The organism is Citrobacter portucalensis (assembly GCF_002042885.1).
GTDB classification, from domain to species: domain Bacteria; phylum Pseudomonadota; class Gammaproteobacteria; order Enterobacterales; family Enterobacteriaceae; genus Citrobacter; species Citrobacter portucalensis.
In genome coordinates, this window is record NZ_MVFY01000003.1 from 158,089 (window position 1) to 183,192 (window position 25,104).

Annotated in this window: 20 protein-coding genes; 10 read left to right on the forward strand and 10 right to left on the reverse strand. The window is 51.5% G+C overall.

Annotated features, from left to right (window positions below):
• Nucleotides 1–40 precede the first annotated feature (40 nt).
• On the forward strand, nucleotides 41–883 hold the full coding sequence (locus BZK40_RS05820; protein ID WP_003827459.1) for a 23S rRNA (adenine(2030)-N(6))-methyltransferase RlmJ: 843 nt from the start codon (nucleotides 41–43) through the stop codon (nucleotides 881–883).
• 104 nt (nucleotides 884–987) lie between these two features.
• Complete coding sequence (gene gorA, locus BZK40_RS05825; protein WP_057068834.1) at nucleotides 988–2,340, forward strand: glutathione-disulfide reductase; 1,353 nt, start codon at nucleotides 988–990, stop codon at nucleotides 2,338–2,340.
• A gap of 15 nt (nucleotides 2,341–2,355) precedes the next feature.
• Here gorA and BZK40_RS05830 read toward each other — a convergent pair whose 3' ends face one another.
• The gene (locus BZK40_RS05830) at nucleotides 2,356–2,784 is read right to left on the reverse strand and encodes a hypothetical protein (RefSeq protein ID WP_032945301.1); all 429 of its coding nucleotides are present in this window, start codon (nucleotides 2,782–2,784) and stop codon (nucleotides 2,356–2,358) included.
• Nucleotides 2,785–2,975: 191 nt separating this feature from the next.
• Between BZK40_RS05830 and BZK40_RS05835 the strand changes: the two genes are divergently transcribed.
• Nucleotides 2,976–3,683, forward strand: a complete 708-nt coding sequence (locus BZK40_RS05835; RefSeq protein ID WP_079934316.1) for a hypothetical protein — start codon at nucleotides 2,976–2,978, stop codon at nucleotides 3,681–3,683.
• 125 nt (nucleotides 3,684–3,808) lie between these two features.
• On the opposite strand, the gene BZK40_RS05840 is transcribed toward BZK40_RS05835, so the two are convergent.
• Complete coding sequence (locus BZK40_RS05840) at nucleotides 3,809–5,203, reverse strand: cytochrome-c peroxidase (protein ID WP_079934317.1); 1,395 nt, start codon at nucleotides 5,201–5,203, stop codon at nucleotides 3,809–3,811.
• Nucleotides 5,204–5,630: 427 nt separating this feature from the next.
• Between BZK40_RS05840 and BZK40_RS05845 the strand changes: the two genes are divergently transcribed.
• A complete protein-coding gene (locus BZK40_RS05845; protein ID WP_079934318.1) occupies nucleotides 5,631–7,280 on the forward strand; it encodes an alpha,alpha-trehalase in 1,650 nt (549 codons plus the stop codon).
• 27 nt (nucleotides 7,281–7,307) lie between these two features.
• Here the strand turns inward: BZK40_RS05845 and BZK40_RS05850 are convergent, their stop codons facing one another.
• A complete protein-coding gene (locus BZK40_RS05850; RefSeq protein ID WP_008786401.1) occupies nucleotides 7,308–8,897 on the reverse strand; it encodes an STY4199 family HEPN domain-containing protein in 1,590 nt (529 codons plus the stop codon).
• 167 nt (nucleotides 8,898–9,064) lie between these two features.
• Here BZK40_RS05850 and BZK40_RS05855 point away from each other — a divergent pair, with 167 nt between their 5' ends.
• Both BZK40_RS05855 and BZK40_RS05860 read left to right on the forward strand, forming a co-directional pair.
• On the forward strand, nucleotides 9,065–9,604 hold the full coding sequence (locus BZK40_RS05855) for a GNAT family N-acetyltransferase (RefSeq protein WP_008786402.1): 540 nt from the start codon (nucleotides 9,065–9,067) through the stop codon (nucleotides 9,602–9,604).
• Nucleotides 9,605–9,690: 86 nt separating this feature from the next.
• On the forward strand, nucleotides 9,691–10,041 hold the full coding sequence (locus tag BZK40_RS05860) for a glycoside hydrolase family protein (RefSeq protein WP_079934319.1): 351 nt from the start codon (nucleotides 9,691–9,693) through the stop codon (nucleotides 10,039–10,041).
• Nucleotides 10,042–10,056: 15 nt separating this feature from the next.
• Here BZK40_RS05860 and BZK40_RS05865 read toward each other — a convergent pair whose 3' ends face one another.
• Together BZK40_RS05865 and BZK40_RS05870 are read right to left on the reverse strand one after the other, a co-directional pair.
• Entirely contained in the window at nucleotides 10,057–10,662 is a 606-nt protein-coding gene (locus tag BZK40_RS05865; protein WP_079934320.1) for a helix-turn-helix transcriptional regulator, read from the reverse strand.
• Between the two features lie 371 nt (nucleotides 10,663–11,033).
• On the reverse strand, nucleotides 11,034–11,792 hold the full coding sequence (locus BZK40_RS05870; protein WP_079934321.1) for an SDR family NAD(P)-dependent oxidoreductase: 759 nt from the start codon (nucleotides 11,790–11,792) through the stop codon (nucleotides 11,034–11,036).
• 119 nt (nucleotides 11,793–11,911) lie between these two features.
• Between BZK40_RS05870 and BZK40_RS05875 the strand changes: the two genes are divergently transcribed.
• The 3 genes from BZK40_RS05875 (at nucleotide 11,912) to BZK40_RS05885 (ending at nucleotide 15,541) form a co-directional block, all read left to right on the forward strand.
• Complete coding sequence (locus BZK40_RS05875; RefSeq protein ID WP_079934322.1) at nucleotides 11,912–12,811, forward strand: LysR family transcriptional regulator; 900 nt, start codon at nucleotides 11,912–11,914, stop codon at nucleotides 12,809–12,811.
• Between the two features lie 71 nt (nucleotides 12,812–12,882).
• The gene (yhjD, locus tag BZK40_RS05880; protein ID WP_048215344.1) at nucleotides 12,883–13,884 is read left to right on the forward strand and encodes an inner membrane protein YhjD; all 1,002 of its coding nucleotides are present in this window, start codon (nucleotides 12,883–12,885) and stop codon (nucleotides 13,882–13,884) included.
• Nucleotides 13,885–14,218: 334 nt separating this feature from the next.
• Nucleotides 14,219–15,541, forward strand: coding sequence for an MFS transporter (locus tag BZK40_RS05885; protein ID WP_003023312.1), 1,323 nt, complete (start codon nucleotides 14,219–14,221; stop codon nucleotides 15,539–15,541).
• Nucleotides 15,542–15,624: 83 nt separating this feature from the next.
• Here BZK40_RS05885 and BZK40_RS05890 read toward each other — a convergent pair whose 3' ends face one another.
• Nucleotides 15,625–17,685, reverse strand: coding sequence for an AsmA family protein (locus BZK40_RS05890; protein ID WP_079934323.1), 2,061 nt, complete (start codon nucleotides 17,683–17,685; stop codon nucleotides 15,625–15,627).
• A gap of 78 nt (nucleotides 17,686–17,763) precedes the next feature.
• A complete protein-coding gene (gene pdeH / locus BZK40_RS05895) occupies nucleotides 17,764–18,531 on the reverse strand; it encodes a cyclic-guanylate-specific phosphodiesterase (protein ID WP_079934324.1) in 768 nt (255 codons plus the stop codon).
• 230 nt (nucleotides 18,532–18,761) lie between these two features.
• On the opposite strand from pdeH, the gene kdgK reads away from it, so the two are divergent.
• On the forward strand, nucleotides 18,762–19,691 hold the full coding sequence (gene kdgK, locus BZK40_RS05900; RefSeq protein WP_079934325.1) for a 2-dehydro-3-deoxygluconokinase: 930 nt from the start codon (nucleotides 18,762–18,764) through the stop codon (nucleotides 19,689–19,691).
• A gap of 99 nt (nucleotides 19,692–19,790) precedes the next feature.
• Here the strand turns inward: kdgK and BZK40_RS05905 are convergent, their stop codons facing one another.
• The 3 genes from BZK40_RS05905 to hmsP form a co-directional block, all read right to left on the reverse strand.
• A complete protein-coding gene (locus BZK40_RS05905) occupies nucleotides 19,791–21,284 on the reverse strand; it encodes a M16 family metallopeptidase (protein ID WP_079934326.1) in 1,494 nt (497 codons plus the stop codon).
• Nucleotides 21,285–21,505: 221 nt separating this feature from the next.
• Nucleotides 21,506–22,792: a C4-dicarboxylate transporter DctC gene (dctA, locus tag BZK40_RS05915; RefSeq protein WP_008786411.1), complete on the reverse strand. Its 1,287-nt coding sequence runs from the start codon at nucleotides 22,790–22,792 to the stop codon at nucleotides 21,506–21,508.
• A gap of 157 nt (nucleotides 22,793–22,949) precedes the next feature.
• On the reverse strand, nucleotides 22,950–24,956 hold the full coding sequence (gene hmsP, locus BZK40_RS05925) for a biofilm formation regulator HmsP (protein ID WP_075553079.1): 2,007 nt from the start codon (nucleotides 24,954–24,956) through the stop codon (nucleotides 22,950–22,952).
• Between the last annotated feature and the right edge of the window lie 148 nt (nucleotides 24,957–25,104).

Here is a 25,104-nt window from a genome sequence, read left to right on the forward strand (position 1 = left end):
AACTGTGGCAAATCGTCATTTCAGCGGAATTTCATTACCCATGCTCAGTTATCGCCACAGTTATCACGCAGGCAACCACGCCGACGTCCTTAAACACACCGTTCAGAGCCTGATCATTGAATCGCTCAAAGAGAAAGAAAAACCGTTTCTTTATCTGGACACCCATGCTGGTGCTGGCCGTTATCAGCTGAGCAGTGAGCATGCCGAACGCACCGGTGAATACCTGGAAGGGATCGCCCGTATCTGGCAGCAGGACGATTTGCCTGCCGAACTGGAACCCTACATTGGCGTAGTGCAGCACTTCAACCGTAGCGGTCAGTTGCGCTACTACCCAGGCTCTCCGTTAATTGCTCGCCAGCTGCTGCGCGAACAGGACAGTCTGCAATTAACTGAACTGCACCCGAGCGACTTCCCTCTGCTGCGCGGCGAATTCCAGAAAGATGAGCGCGCTCGCGTGGCCAAAGCCGATGGTTATCAGCAGCTGAAAGCAAAATTACCGCCGGTTTCCCGTCGTGGGTTGATCCTTATCGATCCACCCTACGAAATCAAAAGCGACTACCAGGCAGTAGTGACCGGTATTAACGAAGGCTACAAACGTTTCGCGACCGGCACCTATGCGTTGTGGTATCCAGTGGTTCTGCGCCAACAAATCAAGCGCATGATCCACGATCTCGAAGACACCGGCATCCGCAAAATTCTGCAAATTGAGCTGGCAGTACGCCCGGACAGCGATCAGCGCGGCATGACGGCATCCGGCATGATTGTGATTAACCCACCGTGGAAGCTGGAGCAGCAGATGAACAACGTCCTGCCGTGGTTGCACAGCAAACTGGTTCCGACAGGAACCGGGCATACTTCCGTAAGCTGGATAGTGCCGGAGTAATCGCAGCCATCGGTGGAACCTTTTAATATCAGGTATACAATCGCGAATATTTTGGCGGATGGCGTAACGCTTCTCCGCCCTACAATGAACATAAAGGAGCGGTCATGACCAAGCACTATGATTACATCGCTATTGGCGGCGGCAGCGGCGGTATTGCCTCCATTAACCGTGCAGCAATGTACGGTCAAAAATGCGCACTGATTGAAGCCAAAGAGTTAGGCGGCACCTGCGTTAACGTTGGCTGCGTACCGAAGAAAGTGATGTGGCATGCCGCACAGGTCCGCGAAGCGATCCACATGTACGGTCCGGATTACGGTTTCGACACCACCATCAATAAGTTCGACTGGGATAAACTGATCGCCACGCGTACCGCTTATATCGATCGTATTCATACCTCGTACGACAACGTGCTGGGAAAAAATAATGTCGATGTGATCAAAGGCTTTGCGCGCTTCGTTGATGCAAAAACCGTTGAAGTGAATGGTGAAATCATCACTGCCGATCATATTTTGATTGCCACTGGTGGTCGCCCGAGTCGCCCGGCTGTCCCTGGCGCGGAATACGGTATTGATTCTAATGGTTTCTTTGAGCTGCCAGCGTTACCAGAACGCGTGGCTGTTGTTGGTGCAGGCTACATTGCCGTTGAGCTGGCTGGTGTGATTAACGGCCTGGGTGCCCAAACGCACCTGTTCGTACGCAAACACGCGCCGCTGCGTAGCTTTGACCCGATGATCGTCGACACGCTGGTTGAGGTAATGAACGCCGAAGGCCCGACTCTGCATACTCACGCGATTCCAAAAGCGGTTGTTAAAAACGCTGACGGCAGCCTGACCCTGCAACTGGAAGATGGTCGTAGCGAAACGGTAGACTGCCTGATTTGGGCGATTGGTCGTGAGCCAGAAACGGACAACTTCAATCTGGCTGTTACCGGCGTGAAAACCAACGAAAAAGGCTACATCGTCGTTGATAAATTCCAGAACACCAGCGTGCCGGGTATTTATGCCGTCGGCGACAATACCGGTGCCGTTGAGCTGACGCCGGTTGCCGTTGCCGCGGGCCGTCGCCTGTCCGAGCGTCTGTTTAACAACAAACCGGACGAGCATCTGGACTACAACAACATCCCGACCGTGGTCTTCAGCCACCCGCCAATTGGCACCGTGGGCCTAACCGAGCAGCAGGCTCGCGAACAGCACGGCGATGACCAGGTGAAAGTGTATAAATCATCATTTACCGCGATGTATACCGCTGTCACCACACACCGTCAGCCGTGCCGTATGAAGCTGGTTTGCGTGGGTCCGGAAGAGAAGATTGTTGGTATTCATGGCATCGGTTTTGGCATGGACGAAATGCTGCAAGGCTTCGCGGTGGCGCTGAAAATGGGCGCAACCAAGAAAGACTTTGATAACACCGTTGCGATTCACCCAACAGCGGCAGAAGAGTTCGTTACCATGCGTTAATCTGAATGACCGGTGTCAGGAAATGAGCAATTCCCCGACACCGGTACACTCTTCAAAAACAAACATCCTCCGATGCACATTCAGCAGACGCATTCCCGCCACATTGCAACGTCGTAGAACCACAGGCTGTACGATCACGCAGTATGAAAACCAAACATTCCGCATGACACAATCTTCGAAAATAAGATTTTCAAGATAACAACGATTCAGAGTTAAATTTGCGAAAAGAATATTATTAAAACTACTATTAATTAAATTACTGCGAAAGAATATCGCTTTTACAGGCTGACTCTGAATATGCTGATCTATGAATTGCTGGTGTTCTTGCAAGCCATTCACAGCAAATTGCGTGGATTTATCTCCTTGATGTTGCAAAGTATTTTTCTCACGAGTATTTTGCAAACACAAAGGGGTAATCCCCTGACGCTTAGCGTTAAGGTTCATAAAGATTCCAATAATTGTGACGTTATCCGGACAGATAACAAATAAGAGGGACCTTTAAATGACCTGTTTAGCTACCTGGAAACAAGACCGTTTTTATCCAGTTATTTGCAGAGTTGCGTAACGATATAAAAGTTCAAAAACACAGTTATTACACAAACAAAAAAGAATAATTTCACTTAGGTGTATATTTCATGCCAAAAAGTAAAAGCAGTAATTGTATCCTGGTCATTGAATCCCCTTGGAAACTGGATGACCATGATTCCAATCGTTCTTCGGTCGTTCCATTTATTCAAGGAATCGCCAGACTCCAGGGCGACACTGAGGTCTATTTTCTAAATTTCTACAATAAGAAGAGTTTCGAAATTGCCCTTGAGTGCCTGTGTATGCAGGTTTTTCGCAATACAATTGTTTACGTCGCAGCGCATGGTAGCGAATCACACATTGGCGGCATTTTGCTGAAAGATATTCTAAAAGCAGTCAGTGAAAAAGCCGCAGACAATAACATCAGTGGGTTGATGCTGGGATCGTGTTTTGCAGGAACCAAAACTCAGCTGTTGAAAGAGTACACTCAGGGAAGTGGTTTGCGCTGGTGTGCAGGTTACTCTTCATCATGTGACTGGTTGACCGGAACAATGATTGACAGCGCTATCATCAGTAACGCCCTCAGCATTAAGAAGTCACATTACGCGAGTCGCGAGAAAATGGTTCAGGCTTTCGCTTGTGCAGTTGCGCCTTTTGCGCCCGGTGCCGTCATCGGCCAGAACAAAAAAGACAACAGCGTTCCCCTTTATCAATCGTTGAAGATTGTTATTCAACCTGAAGGTCAGGGGTACCATGCTCTCGTTTCCTCTGAAGAAATATTTGCGCAAGCACAAGCAAACTATGTGCAGGAAGAATAGGAATACATTGCTTAACTCATCACCCGATATCGACGTGCTGTTGTAACCGAGCAGGCATGTTATACCGGTTCATGGAGAAAAATCATCCAGCCTGCAAAACGCGTCAGGCTGGATAACGCCAGAGGTTATTTACCCTGCATATATGGCGTATACACGCCGTTTAAGCTTTCGAGGAACGCCACGATATCGTCGATATCTTCCTGCGGCAGTTCTTTACCCACCTGATAACGCAGCATCAGTTTTACCGCACCATCGAGCGTAGGCACATCACCGCGATGGAAATAAGGCGCGGTCAGCGCAACGTTACGCAAGCCCGGGACTTTTTGACGCAGCTTGTCACGTAATTCATTAGTGACGTTCATGCGGCCAATATCTGCGGCAGTGACCTCACCGAAATTAAAGTCCTTTTTCAACCCCAATGGCTCAAATGAGCGCCCGCCTAAAATAATACCGCCATGACAGGTCGCACACTTATTATCTTTAAACAATTGATAGCCATGTTTCTGCTGAGCAGTTAACGCCGCTTCATCACCGCGTAGCCATTTATCAAACGGCGAATTTGGCGTAATTAGCGTTTTCTCAAACTCAGCAATCGCATCGGTAATATTATCCCCGCTGAATCCCTGCGGATAAACCGCGATAAACTCTTGCTTCAATTGCGGATCTTTATCCAGTTTCTGGATAATTTCATCCCAGGATTTAGACGCCATTTCGATAGGGTTCAACGGCGGGCCGCCTGCCTGCGCCTGCAATGTTGGCGCACGACCATCCCAGAATTGTTCAACGTTGAAGACCGAGTTAAACACCGTCGGCGCATTAATCGGGCCAACGGCGCCGCCTACGCCGATCGACGTTTTCCGGCCATCCACGCCGCCTGCATTCAGGGCGTGGCAATGCGCGCAAGAAATCGTGCTGTCACCTGAAATACGCGGGTCGTGGTAAAGCGTAAAGCCAAGCGCTACTTTGCGGGCATCGGTTGGGATGCTTTCCGGTATCGGTTGTACCGGTTCATTACGATGCTGCGCGGCGGTATCGTTACTGGCGTAATACTGCTCACGCTGTTTCGCAATCCAGCCCAGGATCTCGGCTCGCTCCGTATCGCTGACCTTCCCGGCCCAGTGCAGCGCGGTATATCGCGTTGGCGGCATGGTGTCGTACTGCATCACCCATTCAATTTTATTCAGGTCGCTTTGCGAAACGGGTTTATCTGCGACCAGCGCCGCACGAACGGCTTCAAGATTGAATGATTTGTATCCCAGTTGAATGTCGTAATTCATCAACTGCTTAGCGGCAGGAAAAGAAGAATAGAAAGGTAATTCAGCTGAAGGCGTGTGACAATAATCGCATCCTTTTTCGCGTAAAAATCCTAATACCTTATTATTTTCTTCCAGCGTAGAGGCCTGAACATCAGCCTGTTTGCTACGTTGATTATCGTGATACCACACATAACCGGATAATCCAAAATAACAAATCACGACGCCAGCTATGGCAATCGCGGTAAGACGGGTAATGATTTTCATTATTTTACCCTCACCGTTGTGAGTTATTGTGACCCAGAAAAATTAGAATAATTAATGCACAGTCTTTGTCAGACCTGACCATCATAGGAAATAAGGGGATTACTATTTTGATAAGTATCAAGCAATTACATGGAGGAGAACTATCAATAGAATAGCCTGCGCCTATTATAGAGATAAGGCGCTACCTGTCTTTGTTCACACCTCGTTGCAATCGAATGCTCTGAAAATGGAATATATTCAGATCATGCAGAATTTTGAATTATCCATTATTTTCATTGGGATAGTCTGATTCTTTAAATTTTGCTCAACATTAAAACGTGATCAACCGCACGCTTTACTCACCCGACACCGAAGCGAGTGTCTACGCTTAACTGACGACCGGGCAATAGCCTTAATCTTTCAACGTCCATCGGAGGTCTTTCTCATTATGCTCAACCAGAAACTACCCCACGCCCCTTCTGAAGAAATGACGATCGACATCGATCTGCTTTATGAAATGGATCCGTGCGAGTTAAAGCTGGGTGAAATGATTGAGGCGGAGCCTGAGCCGGAGATGATTGAAGGGCTTCCCGCTTCAGATGCGTTAACTCCTGCCGATCGTTATCTCGAACTGTTCGAACACGTCCAGTCATCCAAACTGTTTGCGGATAGTAAAACCTTCCCAGATTGTGCGCCCAAAATGGACCCGCTCGACATTTTAATTCGCTATCGCAAGGTTAAACGCCATCGGGACTTCGATCTGCGACGCTTCGTCGAGAACCATTTCTGGCTCCCGGAAACGCCCTCCAGCGAATACGTTTCTGACCCGGAAAGTTCGCTGAAAGAGCATATCGATCAACTGTGGCCGGTGCTGACGCGCGAGCCGCAGGATCACATTCCCTGGTCCTCGCTGCTGGCGTTACCGCAGTCATACATTGTGCCAGGCGGGCGTTTTAGCGAAACATACTACTGGGATTCCTACTTTACCATGCTGGGTCTGGCAGAGAGCGGCCGCGAAGATTTGCTGAAATGTATGGCAGATAACTTTGCCTGGATGATTGAAAACTATGGTCACATCCCGAACGGCAACCGTACTTACTATCTGAGTCGCTCACAGCCGCCGGTATTTGCGCTGATGGTGGAACTGTTTGAAGAAGATGGCGTACGCGGCGCGCGTCGTTACCTTGATCATCTAAAAATGGAGTACGCGTTCTGGATGGATGGCGCCGATTCCCTGGTACTCAACCAGGCCTACCGCCACGTGATCAGAATGTCGGACGGCTCTCTACTTAACCGCTATTGGGACGATCGTGATACGCCGCGCGATGAGTCATGGCTTGAAGACGTCGAGACCGCCAAGCATTCGGGTCGCCCGCCCAATGAAGTGTATCGGGATTTACGCGCGGGCGCGGCTTCTGGCTGGGATTATTCATCGCGCTGGCTGCGCGACGCAGGCCGCCTTGCCAGCATACGCACCACGCAGTTCATCCCAATTGACCTGAACGCATTCCTCTACAAGCTGGAAAGCACTATCGCCAATATTTCCGCGCTAAAAGGTGACAAAGAAACGGAAGCGCTGTTTCGCCAGAAAGCCAGCGATCGTCGTGATGCGGTAAACCGCTATCTCTGGGACGATGAAAACGGCTGCTATCGCGATTACGACTGGCGGCGCGAACAAATGGCCCTGTTCTCTGCCGCCAGTATTGTGCCGCTGTATGTCGGTATGGCAACGCATGAACAAGCCGATCGGCTTGCTAACGCGGTTCGCAGTCGCCTGCTCACGCCCGGTGGCATTTTAGCCACGGAGCATGAAACCGGGGAACAATGGGATAAACCCAACGGCTGGGCGCCGCTGCAGTGGATGGCGATCCAGGGCTTCAAACTGTACGGTGACGACCATCTCGGGGATGAAATCGCCCGTAACTGGTTGAAAACGGTGAATGTATTTTATCAGGAACACCACAAGCTTATCGAAAAATACCACATAGCCGACGCCGCGCCGCGCGAAGGCGGCGGCGGGGAATATCCGTTGCAGGACGGCTTTGGCTGGACCAATGGCGTGGTACGCCGACTCATCGGTTTGTATGGCGAACCCTAGCGGCTGACGATCTGAGTCATCAGGCTGTCAGTTAATTGCATCGTACAGCTCGGCGTGAATTTTCTGCCATTTCTTGTTCTCAGGGCTTGGCTGGGCGCGAACACGCAGCTCGGCCTGCTCAAGATCATATTGCTGACGCGCAACGACCGCAGGCACGGAACAAAAACTTTGCAGATAACTTTTATGCAGCGAAGTGAGCGATGCCCCATTCGACATCGCATGGCTGAGCGTAGTCATAAACTGTCGGCATGGTTTGCTTTCATCCATCTGCGAAGGGTAACGCAGCAGCAGTCTCAACACCTCAGTATTGCCCGCCGAAAACGCCTGCTCCGTCCACGCCAGCTTCCAGTCCATCCCGCCCTGCAGGAACAGTGACGTCACGCGGATGTCATTGCGATCGATAGCCGCCCGCATGTTAAAGGCATCCCAGGTGATGCCCATTCGGGTCACCGCCTCCCGTGCGCTGGGGGCATCGCGTCGCGGTTCCTCCTGCACAATTTCAACGGATTGTCCGGAAGACGCCTGTGGCGCTGGCGAAGTGAATAACCAGAACGCACCCAGCGAAATCGCCAGCACCATCACGCCGACCGCTACCCACAACATACCGGAAATCAGCTGTTCACGTTCTTCCGCAGTGCGCTTGGCCCGCTTTTCCGGCGGATCAATACTGTCTGCGATTTCATGCTTATCGCCTCCCGCTTGCTCGTCTTTTTGCTTTGCTGTTTCCCAAAACTGGCGGACCATGGCCTCATCAGATTCCAAATACGACGCAGGATTAATGCGCGTACGCCGTTCTTCAAATGCCCGTTGCACAGGATGAGTTATCTGTCGGTACTGGTAGTCCAGCAACATCAGTTGTACCGACGTCAGCGGCTGCTGCGCGATAACGCAGTTACGAGCCAGGCGGCAATCATCCAAAAACATGCGTAGCGTGATGCGCGGCTCAACAAATGACATGAGCACTGAGGTATCGTTAAAAATCTGCGTAAAGTGGCGAACGAATAATTTCTTATCGACGACCATCAGCGCCAACTCGCTAAACATCATACCGTCCAGCGCATCTCGTCCTTCGCCCAACTTTAGCCAGCGACGCAGACGTTCACCACCAAAGTGCTGTTTCAGAAAGCTGTTGAGAGGATGTTGATCCGGCCATACCCGTGCAATCAGAGATTTGAGGGTTAATTCTATTGCGCGAAGTTGACGCTGCGCCCGCATCTGAGCATCCGGCTCCACAGGTGCAATTTCGGTTTGATACTTCAGGATGGGCTGTTGCTGGCGTAATTGTTCCAGAGAAGCCACAAAGCGCAGCGCTGAAATCAGCTGGTTTTCACTGACGTCCTGGCCATTTTCATATTGGGGTACACTCTGTTGAAGATGACGTAGCCGCAGAGTGAACTGGCTCAATTGCGCATCATTCATCTGCAACCGTCTGGCGACAGCCCCCCAGCCGCCCAGATTCAGTCGTGCCTGATCCAGTTGTTCGAGAAACCACCGTGGGTCTTTGCCTTCTGCGGCATGTACGCCTAGCAGCAGTAATATTTCTACCGACGCCTGGCGGATAATCCCCAGACAATGTTCGAAGGGTGTACATGTCGCTTGTAACGCGCTATTGGTCATCATCTTCCCTAAAAGGACCCAAAACGTGCGGCCTCACAATGGTATGTAATTATCTTTTTTAAACGCAACGTTGTGCCGATGTAGACTAGAACACATTCATATAGCAAATAAATAAGTTTTACAGTGACTTCCGCACAATCATTGAAAATTATTCTGGAGATAAGCCTGTGCCTGTACTGCAAACATCACGTCTGCTCTGCCGCCCACTGACAGAAAATGACTGGACGTTCTTCCTAACGCTACAGCAGAACCCAGATGTGATGCGCTTTGTCGCTGACGCACGTACTGAAGAGGAAATACGGACAGCCTTCGACTCCCGCCTGCCTGAATGGTTTCCCGGCAGCCCGCACTGGCTATGTCTGCTCCTGTGCGATAAGACATCGGGAGCACCGCTTGGCGTGACTGGATACATTCAGGAGAGCAATGAATGTGCCGAGGTTGGCTTTCTGCTCGCCCCACAGGCGCAGGGTAAAGGGTATGGCGCTGAATCTCTGCATGCCGTGTGTGAATACGCATTTGCCTGCGGCGGTCTGCGGCGACTGACCGCCTGTGTCACCGCAGGAAACGAAGCCTCACGGCGTCTATTGGAAAAGGTCGGGTTCATTCATGAAGGCACGCTACGCGCAAGCTACTGGCTACATCATACCTGGCACGATGACTGGATTTTTGGTCTGTTAAAACAGGAATATCAGCCGCCCACGGCATAGGTCGTTTTGCGGTAAATACTGGCTGTCAGGCAACTAGCGTAACGGCGTGTTTTTTTTAGAATAGGTCTCTTTGCACAGAGATGATTATGCCGCTGCGTTCGACGCATTTCACGCCCGCCTGTATTGCATTTATTAAGCAATGGCAGGGCCTGTCGCTGGAAAAGTATCAGGACAAAAAAGGCATCTGGGTCATTGGCTACGGGCACGAAATCACCGCCAATGAATCCTTTGATACCCCAATTACGGTGATGCAGGCAGAAACATTGCTGCTCGCAGATATGAGTATCTGCGAGGCATTCATCCATAAGGAAATGACGCAAATAAAAGACAGGTTTCAGCTGGAAGTATTAATTACGTGGATATTCAGCGTGGGAATTACCCAATTTTGCGCTAAAAATATCTGGCCGGTTTTTATTTCACAGCCAGAAATATTCTGACTGTGAAATATGTTCCTAGTAAATGGTGTTGTTTAACATCATTGCCGCCTGCGTACGGTTTTTTACCTCCAGGCGCTGGTACAACAATTCAAGATGGGCTTTTACCGTTCCGGTACTGATATTTAACAGTCGACCAATTTGTTTATTAGATTCTCCGGCGGCCAGCATGGTCAAAATCTCCCGCTGACGTGCGCTGAGCAATCTGATATTTTGCCCACCGCTTTCGGTAGCGGTTATGCAGTCTCTGGGGATAAACATCATACCCATCGCGACGCTATTGAGGGCCAGCGTAAAGGTTTCCGCGTCAGAATCGCGCGGAACAATGGCCAGCACGTTCAGTTTAGTGACCTCTTGCAGCCATTTTTTACGGCAGTCCGTTGCGGTCACCAGCACCTTCACCATCGCAAAGCGCTCTGCTATCTGTTGCAGCAAGCTACAGCAGAACTCAGCATCAAGGTCGCCATCCAATATAACTAATGCCTCGGGTTTATCTTCCAGCGTCAGCCAAAGTTCATCTGCCTGACTGACACCCTGAACATCCACTCCTGGAATACGTTGCTGCAAACTTACATTCATTCCATGAATAAATATTGACTGCCTGTCAAACATTACTACCTGCATTATTTATCTCCATCCGAATAGGATATTAGCCTTAACATGCGGAAGGGTATTACCCATAGGGTAAAATAAGAAGTCACCATTTGGCGGGGGGCCATTTTACCGATAGACGGAGAAGAAAGAAGCAGAAGTTATGAATAGTTACAGCTCAACCCGAAGGATCATACAAAGGAGCAAAAACAGGTTCGAAAATTAGGGAAAGTCTTAATATTCGACGCTCATGATAAGACAATGAATATTAATTAATATGATTTTATATTTTTAGCTAAAAATAAGATATCTACGACAATGGATAAATCTGTTACAAAATACAATCCAGCATTAAGTGCTTATTCAACGCATGCCGTGCCCTGTTGAATAAGCACCTTATGGGTTTACAGGAACATTCCGCCGGATACCTCGATACGCTGTGCCGTCATCCAGGCCAGTTCATCGCTAAGCAGCGCAGCAATGGCATCGCCGATATCATCCGGCAAACCAACGCGTCCCAGCGCCGTTTGCGATGCAATGTACGCATTCAATTGCGCATTATCCCGCACATTTCCGCCGCTAAAATCCGTTTCTATTGCGCCTGGCGCAATAATATTCGCCGTTATGCCGCGCTCTCCCAGCTCTTTTGCCTGATAACGGGTTAACACTTCCATCGCACCTTTCATGGCTGCGTATGCGCTGTAACCCGGTAGCGCAAAGCGGGCAAGTCCGGTCGAGACATTGAGGATGCGACCACCTTTATTCATCAGCGGTAGCAGGCTCTGCGTCAGGAAAAAGGGGCCCTTAAACTGGATGTTCAAAAGTTGGTCAAATTGCGCTTCAGTAAATGCCGGATACGGTGCGTTAATGCCGATTCCGGCATTGTTCAATAAATAATCAAACGCGTGACTTTGCCACTGCGTTTGTAACGTTCCCTGCACCTGTTGAACAAAGTGAGGGAACGTAGAAATATCACCGACATTCAACGGTAATGCCGCCGCTTTACCGCCAGATTGCCGTATTTCATCCACAACCTGCTGCGCTTCTTTTTCATTGCTGTTCCACGTCAGGATAATACCGATTCCTTTACTCGCCAGCTTCAGCGCCGCGTTTTTACCGAGTCCACGGCCGCCGCCAGTCACCAATGCGATACGTTGCGTCATAAGAAACCTCATTTCAGGTGTTGTGAAGATTGAGACAAAGCTTATTAGGTGATAGAAGAACAATAAATACTGCTAACTGCGCATTACTGTTTCATTTAGAACAACAATAGGGCATGAGAATGGATAAAATTCACGCAATGCAGTTATTCATCCGCGTCGCAGAACTGGAGAGCTTTTCGCGCGCGGCAGACACCCTCGGACTTCCTAAAGGTAGCGTATCGCGCCAGATCCAGGCTCTGGAAAATCATCTGGGCACGCAGTTGTTGCATCGCACAACACGCCGCGTTCAGCTCACGCAAGACGGCATGATCTATTACGAACGCGCGAAAGATCTGTTGAGTAATCTGGATGAGCTGGATGGGCTGTTCCATCACGATCCGTCCAGCATCAGCGGCAAGCTGCGCGTTGATATGCCGGTCGGTGTAGCAAGAAACCTGGTGATGCCCCGCTTACCGAGCTTTTTGCATCAGTATCCGGGCCTTGAACTCGAACTCAGCAGCAGCGACCGTCTGGTGGATTTGATCCGCGAAGGTTTCGACTGTGTGGTACGCGTGGGTACGCTGAAAGATTCAGGGCTGATTGCGCGCCCGCTGGGGAAACTCACGCAGATTAACTGCGCCAGCCCGCAATACCTCGCCCGCTTTGGTTATCCGGAAAATCTGGAGGATCTTGCCTCGCATGCAGTGGTGCATTACTCGGTCAATTTGGGAACGCGTGCGCAAGGTTTCGAAGTGGCGACAGAAAACGGCACGCAATGGGTTAAAACCGGCGGCATGCTAACGGTAAACAGTACCGAAACCTATCACGCGGCATGCCTTGCCGGTCTGGGCATTATTCAGGTGCCGCGCGTTGGCGTGCGTGATGCCCTGCGCGCCGGTACGCTGGTCGAAGTGTTGCCGCAATATCGCGCCGAGCCAATGCCAGTCTCTTTACTTTATCCGCATCGGCGCAACCTCTCCCGCCGGATACATCTGTTTATGGAATGGCTGACTGGCGTGATGAAAGACTATGTGGATTAGTCCATTTTTCAGGATGCGCCCCTGAGCAGGCTATAATGTCATGAGTGAACAAAATAAGGACAACCGATCGGATGACGCAGGAACAAGACGCAAAACACCCTACGCCAGAACATAAATCAGCCTCCGCCGCGCCGGAGAAAAACGCTAAAGCGAACCAGGCGCTGAAAACCGCGCTGACCTTCGCTGATAAAATTCAACGCCAGCCCATCATCGCCCATCTTATTCGTGCCGCAGAGCGGTTTAACGATCGTATGGGAAATCAGTTTGGCGCCGCCATTACCTACTTCTCGTTTCTGTCGATGATCCCAATCCTGATGGTGTCGTTTGCCGCCGCGGGTTTTATTCTCGCTTCGCACCCTACGCTGTTGCAGGATATCTTCAGCAAGATTCTGCTGAACGTCAGCGATCCGACGCTCGCCTCTACGCTGAAAAACACCATCAATACCGCCGTTCAGCAGCGTACGACCGTAGGTTTGGTTGGGCTGGGTATCGCGCTCTATTCCGGCATTAACTGGATGGGGAACCTGCGCGAAGCGATTCGTGCCCAGTCGCGGGATGTTTGGGAACGTACGCCGCAGGATCAGGAAAAAATTTGGGTCAAATATCTGCGTGATTTTGTTTCCTTGATTGGCTTACTGGTTGCGCTGATTGTTACTCTGTCCATTACCTCTATCGCCGGTTCCGCCCAGCAGATGATTATCTCTGCGCTGTATCTCGACGGTATCGAATGGCTGAAGCCCGCCTGGCGACTGATCGGCCTGACCATCTCTATTTTCGCCAACTACCTGCTGTTCTTCTGGATTTTTTGGCGGCTACCGCGTCACCGACCGCGTAAGAAAGCGCTCATACGCGGTACCTTTATCGCGGCGCTGGGGTTTGAAGTCATCAAAATGATCATGACGTATACGCTGCCATCACTGGTGCAGTCGCCGTCGGGCGCGGCATTTGGTTCCGTGCTTGGACTGATGGCGTTCTTCTACTTCTTCGCTCGTCTGACCCTGTTTTGCGCAGCCTGGATTGCCACGGCGGAATACAAAGACGACCCGCGTATGCCGGGGAAAACACACCGCTAATCTTTGTTAACTGGCCGGATGGGGCTGCGCTGATCTGGCCTACGGGAGAGTTTTGTAGGCCGGATAAGCGTAGCGCCATCCGGCAATTATAATGCCGCCCGCTCTCACTGATTTAGTGAATAAATCCAACCCGTAACTTTTATTTAACCAAAAACCAGTTTTATCATCCAAGTTTTAAATTGTGTGAAGCATTTCATGGAAGTGAAATCTCAAGCCTAAAAATTATCCCCTTTTTGCTCTGTTTTTGACCAATCTCAAAGTTTGTTACAGATTGAAATGTCTCTTTTGCTGTGCGTAATATGACCTTTCGTTCGGCCAAAAATAAGAAAATATTATGCAAGCAACAGCCACAACACTCGACAACGAACAGGAACACACCCCGGTCAACTCGCGCAATAAAGTTGTCGTCGCCTCGCTCATTGGCACCGCCATTGAGTTCTTCGACTTCTATATTTACGCCACCGCCGCGGTGATCGTGTTCCCGCATATCTTCTTCCCGCAGGGGGATCCGACCGCGGCTACGCTACAGTCCCTCGCCACTTTTGCTATCGCCTTTGTGGCCCGACCAATCGGTTCCGCGGTGTTCGGACATTTCGGCGATCGCGTCGGCCGTAAAGTCACGCTGGTTGCTTCACTGCTTACCATGGGGATCTCGACAGTCGTCATTGGCCTGCTGCCGGGCTATGAAACTATCGGCATTTTCGCCCCACTGCTGCTGGCGCTGGCGCGTTTTGGTCAGGGTTTAGGTCTGGGCGGTGAATGGGGCGGCGCAGCGTTGCTGGCGACGGAAAACGCGCCACCGCGCAAACGCGCGCTGTACGGATCATTTCCTCAGCTGGGCGCGCCTATCGGTTTCTTCTTCGCCAACGGTACCTTTCTGCTGCTCTCCTGGCTGCTGACCGACGAACAGTTCATGAGCTGGGGCTGGCGCGTACCGTTCATCTTCTCCGCGGTGCTGGTGATTATCGGTCTGTACGTCCGCGTTTCATTGCATGAATCCCCGGTTTTCGCCAAAGTAGCCGCGGCGAAAAAACAGGTGAAAATCCCGCTGGGTACTCTACTGACAAAACATGTTCGCGTGACGATCCTCGGCACGTTCATCATGCTGGCGACCTATACGCTGTTCTATATCATGACCGTCTATTCGATGACGTTCAGTACCGCCGCAGCGCCTGTAGGGCTTGGCCTGCCGCGTAATGAAGTGTTGTGGATGCTGATGATGGCGGTCATTGGTTTTGGCGTCATGGTGCCGGTGGCGGGCCTGCTGGCCGATGCGTTTGGTCGCCGCAAGAGCATGCTCATCATCACCACGCTGATCATTCTGTTTGCGCTGTTTGCCTTTAAACCGCTGCTCGGCTCTGGCAATCCGGTGCTGGTGTTCGCCTTCCTGTTGCTGGGCTTAAGCCTGATGGGTCTGACATTTGGCCCGATGGGCGCACTGCTGCCGGAGCTGTTCCCGACCGAAGTGCGCTACACGGGGGCGTCGTTCTCATACAACGTTTCGTCGATTCTCGGCGCATCGGTTGCCCCATACATCGCTGCATGGTTGCAGGCGAATTATGGTCTGGCGGCTGTTGGTACGTATCTGGCATCGATGGCGGCATTGACGCTGATTGCACTGCTGTTGACCCACGAAACCCGCCATCAGTCGTTGTAATTCTTTTGCCGGATGCGGTGTAACTACCTTTTCCGGCCTGGGTTGAGCATGAAATCCAGGCCGGATAAACATCCGGCCAGACATCACTTCTTCATCTGTGACAGGATCGTCCGGCACTGATTCGCGTCACCCTCTGACGGCGAAATCAGCGCCAACAAGGCTGCCGCGGGAGTAACTAACGTGGCTAATGCGGCAGCAACCGCACCGCGCGCAATCAGCGGTCCGGCCTTCACGCCAGCCTGCGGATTCTTAAAGGTGCCGCGAACATACAGCGGCGAACGCAGAGTAATAATACGAATCCCTTTGCTCTCCGGATCGATGGTTAAATCCAGTTGCTCCGACGCAAAGCTCGCCGTACCAGTGACATTAATGACTGCGTTTTCCGTGTCGAAAGCAAAAATCTGCGGACGCGCCACGCCGTTAACAATATCCAGATTCGCCGCCGCGCAGTTCACCCGCACTTCGTCATCACCAAATATCTGCCCGACAAGATAGTTCCCCAGATTCAAGCCCACAATTTCCATCAGATTCCGGCTGATCAAGCCGTCATTCATCAGCAGTTTCAGGTTGCCATTGCTGTTACCCAGCAGCGCCGCTACCGAGTTTCCACTTCCGCTAAACCGGGCGTCCCCGTTCATTTCACCGAGCGTTTTCTGCATCAGTTCCACATCGGGCATCAGCGCTTTTAGCTTCAGCCGCCGCGCCTGAATATACGCCTGTCCCCGCATCGGCTTTTTATCCCCTTCCAGATGGATGCTGGAGACAATGCTGCCTCCCGCAAGACCAAATTTCAGCGGTTGCAGGCGCAGGTCAGCATTTTTCAGGATGATATGAGTGGAGAGATCGCTGATCGGCAGGCTACTGCCATGCTCAATACGCCGTCCTTTGAAACGCACGTCAGCGTCCATCACGTTCCATTTATCGGTTTCAAAACGGTCATACGGCAAGACCTTGTCCGCAGGCTGAACGCTCTTCTCACCTTTGCGCTGTTCAGATTGTTTTGCCCGTTCCGCCCCTTTGCCTGAATCCACCCCGATCAGCGGCCCCAAATCGGCCAGCCTCAGCTGGCGTGATTCCACATCGCCCTTCAGCATGGGTCGCGGCTTACCGGTGGTGTAGGCCAGCGTTCCGTGAATATCGCTGTCGCCAATACGGCCATTGAAATCGCGATAATCAAAAACAGAGGATTTTTCCGGGTCAATTTTCGCCACCAGACGTCCGTCGGTTTCAAACGGCGGCGTATCCGGGAGCAGTACGCCGGTCAAATCGTACAAATCCCCTAGCGAATCTCCCGAGAATTTAAGCCGCAGATCCGCCCCGCCCATATTCATCGGATCGTTTATCGTGCCGATAAACGCTACGCGCGTATTGCCCGAACGGAAATCAGCCTGAATCGGGAAAGGCGTATCTTCGCCACGCAGCGCCAGCATTCCGCCTATTTTTCCGCTACCGCTTAGCGGTTCGCCGTTATATCGCCCTTGCGCTTTCAGCCCAAACACGTAGTCCTCGACGCGAGCGTTGCTCTCTTTACCTTTTGCGCCGGTCACTTCGCTAAAGGGTAACGGTTTACCCAGCGGATCGACCAGGATCTCAATCTCCGACTTCGTCACCTTATCGTTAATGGCGATACGTCCCTGGTCGAACAGAATGTTATCCAGCCGGAAAGACCATGCGGATGGCGGCGCATCAGGATCGCGGTTTTCGTCCCCAGCTAAGTTAAAGGTCCAGTTATTGTTTTTCTCCGACAGGCGGATCAGCCGCGCATCGGGTTTGACCAGCTTGACCCACGGGAGCCAGACGGTTTTTGTCAGCAGTGCCAGCGGGGCGAGCGTAGCTTCAACACGCGGCAGATGCACCATGGTGACGTCGGGAATATCTGGCGGGTTGCCGAGGATAATATCTTCAGCATGAACATGCGGCCAAGGAACCCAGCTACGCCAGCCAGTTTCCTGCTTCTGGCGTTCCCAAACCACGCCCAGGTCACCCCGTATAGCAAAGGGCCGGTTGAGTTCTGTAGAGACTTTCTGGTTGATGGTCGGTTTGAGCCGGTTCCAGTCAAATGTCGCAATCACAATGATGAGTACGACGATCAACAACAAGAAAACCCCTATTACTGAAGTGGTTATTTTACCTGTTCTCGTCATGTCTAACCTCCTTACTTCCTTCCTTGCCTGTCCTAAAGATAGTCCAGCAGGATGAAAAGGAGGTGCACTACGCCCTCATCAAAGCGACAGGATCACCTCTTCAAGCGTATCCAGAGGCACTGGACGAGAGAGAAAATAGCCTTGCGCAGCGAAAGCCGGTGAGTTTTGCACATCGCGCCACTCTTCCAGCGTTTCAACACCTTCGACAATGACACCGCGGCAATAGCGGTTCATGAGCTGTAATAGTAGTGTGAAGAGATTACGTCCCTCCGGCGTCTTGCGCAGCATGACGAACAGATCCCGCGCCACTTTGATATAGTCATAACTCACTTCACTAAGCGCCGAGAAGTTCGCCATTCCGGTACCAAAGTCATCCAGCCAGAGCGGGCCGAACTCGCACATTGAGGCGAACGACGACCCCTTCGGCAAGCGGATATGTTCCACCAGCTCAAAACGCAGCCACGGCAGGCCTTCAATGATTTTCAGGATTTCGGGATCCTGACGCATCGCAATGAGTGTTGGTCCATCGACATTCACTGAAGCCAGCAGGTTGTTGGCTCTGAAAAAGCCCCCTTTCAGCTCAAGCTGCAGAAGTTGCTCTTTCACTACTTCAACACGATGCCGTACAGCCACTTCAGCAAAATAGCGGTCTGGTGCAATACGTTGTGAAGGGTTATCAGGATGGCTCACGACGGTCAGCAGTTCAACGGCCATCAGCCTTCCGTTGGTCTGGTAAATTGGCTGGTAGGTGTAAGCACGCTCGCACTGCAGCCAATAGCGTCTTTCCAGCAAGCTTTCAATACTCGCATCGGGCGTAATGAGCTGCTGGGTAACCTGCTTTATCATCTGAGATGTCCTGTAAATAAGAGTGTGACTGACCGGACTCGTCAAAGGTTATCGGCGCTCAGACGAAGAACTTTACGTTCAGCTGTGCGCAAAAATAAAAACTAAGCGGCAAAAACAACGCAGAACACGTGCTGGCTCAAAAAAATAATGGAACGATGTTTTAATATAGTTGACCACTTAACACCCACAGCGCACACTAACGCTAATTTTTTTCAGAGCAGGTTACGACTATGTCCAGAAAGATTGCCGTGATTGGCGAATGCATGATTGAGCTGTCACAGAAAGGCGCTGACGTTCAGCGCGGATTCGGTGGCGACACGTTGAATACATCCGTTTATATCGCCCGTCAGGTCGATGCGGCGGCACTTTCCGTACACTATGTGACTGCACTGGGTACCGACAGTTTTAGCCAACAAATGCTGGAGTCCTGGCAGGGTGAAAACGTAGACACTTCATTAACCCAGCGCATGGAAAACCGCCTGCCAGGTCTCTACTACATTGAGACCGACAGCACTGGCGAGCGCACCTTCTATTACTGGCGTAATGAAGCCGCCGCAAAATTCTGGCTGGAGAGCGAGCAGTCTGTCGCGATTTGCGAAGAACTGGCGACATTTGACTACTTGTATCTGAGCGGAATCAGCCTGGCGATTTTAAGCCCGGCAAGCCGTGACAAGCTGCTGTCATTGCTGCGTGAATGCCGTGCCAACGGCGGAAAGGTCATTTTTGACAATAACTACCGCCCACGTCTGTGGAGCAGCAAAGAAGAAACCCAGCAGGTGTATCAGCAGATGCTGGAATGCACCAATATCGCATTCCTGACGCTGGACGATGAAGACGCACTGTGGGGTGAAAAACCCGTTGCCGAGGTAATTGCCCGTACTCACGCTGCTGGCGTTCAGGAAGTGGTTGTGAAGCGTGGCGCAGACTCTTGCCTGGTTTCAATTGCAGGCGAAGAACTGATCGACGTTCCGGCAGTTAAACTACCGAAAGAGAAAGTGATCGATACCACTGCGGCCGGAGACTCCTTCAGCGCCGGGTATCTGGCGGTCCGTCTGACCGGTGGCGATGCTGCCGAAGCCGCAAAACGAGGCCACCTGACGGCAAGCACCGTCATTCAGCATCGTGGGGCGATTATCCCCCGCGACGCCATGCCGCAATAATTTATTGTTCCTGTAGGCCGGATGAGGCGTTAACGCCGCATCCGGCACTGGGTAAGCCGGGAGCGCTTCGCTTGCCCGGCTTACAGGTTACGATACCCTTTACTGTACAGGCGGGATATCCGTCACTTCAGAGTGTGATTCATCCGTTTCAACAGACGTTGCCGCTGCGGTAACGGGCGCCATAATGCTATCCCACGTCGCCTGCAGATCCTTCATATTGAATTCAGGTTCACCCTTCGGCTGCAGCAGAATTAACGCCATATCTTGCGACAGCTGCTGACGCAGGTCCTGATTCAGCATCTCAACGCTCAGGCTGTTGAGGAAGCTCTGGCGTAAACGCTGGTACTGTTCAGGCGCAATATCCACCACCTGATTTTGCAGCGAGCGCAAACGCTGGCTGATCAAAATATCGGTATCGGTACGACCATAGGTGGCAAACAGCTTCTGCAGTTCCAGATTCTTTTGCGCTACCAGCGCATTGAACTCTTCTTCCGGCAGTCCCTTATCACGCACTTTCGCCAGCTCACGCGCAACCGTACCCAGATTGGCGTTCAGCTTATCGTTCGGCGACTCAACGTTAATCGCGCACTGCGCGCGCAGGAACAGCACCCGGCAGTCAAATCCGAGGCCAATGTCTTTGGCATTGTTTTTGGTTAGCTCTTGCTGAATGTGCCAGAACAGCGCCTCACGGGCTAAATCAGCGCGCCAGTAACGTAACAGCGCGGCAGATTCACGGATCGGCTGCCATGGCGTGTCCCACATGATGGAAAGGCGATCCTGGCGTACCGCATCGGTCATAATACTCACGGCTTCTGCTCGCAGCGGAGAGAGCGTGGGAACCGGTGCAGGCGTTTCGCGTTTTCCTTTTAACTCGCCAAAGGTTTTATTGATTTGCTCAGCTACGCTGCGTGCATCAACGTTACCGACGATGATCAGCGTCATCGCGTCCGGGGTATACCATTTCTGGTAGAAAGACTGAATTTTCGACGCGTCTACCGGCGTTTTCAGCGGATCGGCAGGATCGTGCCCCAGTAGGGTCGATCCCTTCAGACGGTAACGCCACCACCCTTCTTTGGTATCTGACGGCCAGGTTGCAACCATGTCTTCGCTACTCAGCGCATGATTGACCGTTTCAGAGGTGATGCTCAGTTTACCGGAGATATTTGCCAGATAAGAAAGTGACTCTTTCAGTAGGTCGTTACGGCTGTTAGGCAGACTGAGGTTATACAGCGTGGAATCGTAGGAAACGATAACCGGCGGCATGGGACGTTTGGGATCGAACCCCTGCTGCCACAGTGAACGGGCTTGCGTGGCATCGAGGCCACCGCTTTGCGTCAGCGCGATACGCGGGATCGCATGGCTGAAACCACTCTGTTGCGCACTTTCGGTGAGTGAACCGGTATTGACCAGCAGGCGAACCTCAATACGGTCGCTCGGACGCTGGGGAGTGGCTAACACTTGCCACTGTAAACCATTTGCCAGCGTGCCCTGTTGCCACGCTGGATCAGGCTGGAGCGCATCTGCCTGCACATAGCCGGCAGTGGCCATCATCAGCAAGCCGCCCGCTAAAAGTCGAATTTTTGTGCCCTGCATGTGAACCCCTGATCAACTATCCTGGAAATAAAAAGACAGCCCTCGAAAGGACTCTCTGAATATGACGTTAAAAACACTTCGTGTTAGACCGCGAGAACATAAAAATGTCACGGAAGAAGTGAAAAAATCCCGAGCCGCCGAATCGACGGTTTCAGGCACAGGGGGTAATTATGCGCAAACGCCCGCAGTCCTGGAAGGGACTACGGGCATAAGTGACGAGATTAAGAGGATAAATCGTGCGTTTTGCCATCCGGCGCACGATTATTCAGCGTGTCATCCAGCTTTTTGGTATCCAATTCTTTCACCCATTTAGCCACAACGACAGTTGCAACACCGTTACCAATCAGGTTGGTCAGCGCACGGGCTTCAGACATGAAGCGGTCAATACCAAGAATCAGCGCCAGGCCAGCAACCGGTAAATGCCCCACCGCAGAGATAGTCGCGGCCAGAACAATGAAGCCACTCCCGGTCACACCCGCTGCACCTTTTGAGGAGAGCAGGAGCACCACCAACAGGGTTATCTGATGGAAGATATCCATGTGGCTGTTGGTCGCCTGAGCGATAAACACCGCCGCCATAGTCAGATAGATTGATGTCCCATCAAGGTTAAACGAGTAGCCCGTGGGTATAACCAATCCGACAACCGACTTCCGACAGCCCAGTTTTTCCATCTTATCGAGCATACGCGGCAGCGCAGACTCGGAAGAAGAAGTACCCAGAACGATCAGCAGCTCTTCACGGATATAGCGGATGAATTTAAAGATACTGAAGCCGGTTGCGCGCGCAATTGAACCCAGCACCAGCACCACAAACAGAATACAGGTGATGTAGAAGCAGATGATTAGCTGACCCAGTTGCACCAGCGTTCCGACGCCATATTTACCGATGGTAAAGGCCATAGCACCGAAAGCACCGATAGGCGCCAGGCGCATGATCATATTGATGATGCCGAAAATAACCTGCGAGAAACTTTCAATCACGTTGAAAATCATCTGGCCCTTGCTGCCCAGACGATGCAGCGCAAAACCAAACATTACTGCAAACAGCAATACCTGCAGGATGTTACCGCTGGCAAACGCGCCAATGACGCTCGCCGGGATAATATCCATCAGGAAACCTACGATCCCCTGGTCTTTTGCCTGTTCGGCATAAATCGCAACCGCTTTGGCATCCAGCGTCGCCGGATCGACGTTCATCCCGGCACCGGGTTGCACCACGTTAACAATGATAAGACCGATGATCAGCGCAATCGTACTGACCACTTCAAAATAAAGCAGTGCAACCGCACCGGTGCGGCCTACGGCTTTCATACTTTCCATGCCTGCAATGCCGGTAACGACAGTACAGAAGATGACAGGTGCGATGACCATCTTGATGAGCTTAACGAAGGCATCACCAAGCGGTTTCATTTGGGCGCCTAATTCAGGGTAGTAATGGCCAAGGAGAATACCAATGGCAATCGCTGTCAGGACCTGAAAGTAAAGGCTTTTGAATATAGAGGTTTTCATAGGGTGTCCTTAAAGTAAAAACCACAGGTCTTGTAAGGTTTTGTTTAACCTGCGGCCTTAAAGTAACACCCACACAACTTGACAGAAATGTACCTGGATCATAATTGATACAAAAATGTTAAAAATTTTGAGCTGGCTCGCACAAGCGAGACCTTTTTTAACTTTTGTAATCAGCGCTTTCCGGCGCCAGATAACGTTCTTCGAAGATATTTGCCGGAACCGGTCGGGCAAACAGGAACCCTTGTGCCACTTCCACCCCGGCTTGTGATAGCCATTCACGCTGCGCTTCGGTTTCGACACCTTCGGCGATCATCTGCAAATTAAGGCTGTGGGCCAACTGAATGATGGCGGAGATCATGCTGCAATCCTCAGGTACTCCGTCGACAAACATCTTATCGATTTTGAGGACATCCACCGGTAGCGACTTCATGTGCTGCAGCTGTCGCAGGCCCGCATACCCCATGCCAAAGTCATCCAGTGCGATACGTACTCCCGCATTACGCAATGGGCGCAAAATGGCCACCGCGGCGTGGGGATCATCGATATGCCGGCTTTCAGTCACTTCCAGGATCAACGTACCAGGCTTGATGCGATAGCGGTTTAACAACTCCAGCAGGTCCGAGACCATACTCGGGTGCATCAGCTGTAGTGCGGACAAATTCACCGACAGCGGCAGCATCAGACCCCGTTCCTGCCACGCTGACAGCTGGCGGCACGTCTCTTCCAGCACCCAGTAACCAACCGTCACCATCAGACCACAGGACTCAATCCTGTCGATTAATCCTTCGGGCAGCTCCCAGCTTCCGTCCGGCTGCTGCATCCGCAATAATGCTTCTGCGCTCAATACCTTACCGCTGGACATTTCCACCTGCGGCTGCATCCAAAGCGCGAACTGACGGTTATCCAGCGCGGTAAGAATATCGTTCTCTTCCGTCAAACGCTGCTGCGCCTCTTCCATCTGTAACGGATCAAAGAACTGAATTTGATTTTTACCCTTATGGCGCGAGGTTAATACGGCCGAGAGAGCGCGGCGGTAAAGCTGTTCTGCGGTCAAATCACCATAGAACATTGCTACTCCAATGTTGCAGGTAGGACGCAGTTGAATACCCTGAATAGGTAATCGCTCGTTAACGATAGTGAGTACTTGCTGACCTAGAGTAATAGCGTGCCAGGGTTCTTTTACACCATGGGCGATGATGGCGAAGTCATAGCCACTCACCTGGGAAAGCACCATCCTGGGGGCTAATACCGACTTGAGTTTTTCGACCAGCGTAAGCAGCAGGATTTCCCGCTGAGTTTCAGTTAACACCCCCGCGGTGTCACGTAGGGTTTCGCAGGTGACAATCATCAGCGCCGTCGTCTGCTGGCGGGTAACAACCTGCTCCAGCAACCCCATTAAAAACGACTTATTGGGCAGTTCGGAAACCGGGAAACGCATTGCAAAGTCGCTTTGCTCTTCGCTATGTCGCTGAATCAACTGCTGATTAAGATTGTAGCTACGCACCAGCATACCAATCTCATCATCCTGATGTAGACGCGGCAATGCCAGTTGATAGCCAATCAGATCCTGCTGTTGGATATCGTTCAGCTCACGGGCAATTTTACGTAAGGGGTGCACAATCAAGCGGTTAATGCACCAGGAGATGGCGACGGTCAGTATTAACGACAAAAGTAAGTAAATGGTCACTAACGTCGAGAGCGTACTCATCACGAATTTGTACATGCGGTACGAATCCGCCTGCAGTACCAGATACGCCAGCGGTTGCGGGTTAGCTGAACGCTCAAGAGAATAGATCGGCAGCGAAATTTGTACCGGAAGCTCAAACAGGCGAGTCACCGTAACAGGAACGGGGCGTTCAGGGATAAAACTCATCCGCAACGCCTGAAACTGATTGGGCAGCACCACATCGGCGCGACTGACTACACCCGCTGGCCGAATACTTTTTAAAATGGCTTCCGCTTCGGGAATATCCCCTTTCAGGATAGTGTCCGACAGAGGCTCACGGACGGAGCGAGCGATACTTTCCAGTTGCGTAGCCGTGTTATAGCGGTTTTGCTGGACCAGATGGAACAACAAAACGGTGCAAAAAATAAAAACGAACACCATAACAACGGCCGCAACCATTGCCATCTGCTTAATTGTTAACGAGCGACTGACACGCAAACTGACTCTCCACGGATAGACGAAACTGCCGTCAGAGTATACCCGATCGTAGCGGTATTAAGAGAGGCGGTATCTGAAAACTTCCCAGCGTGCATTATCGCGACAGGATAGGCACCTGGCGACGAGATTTATCTGCATTTAAGCCGAA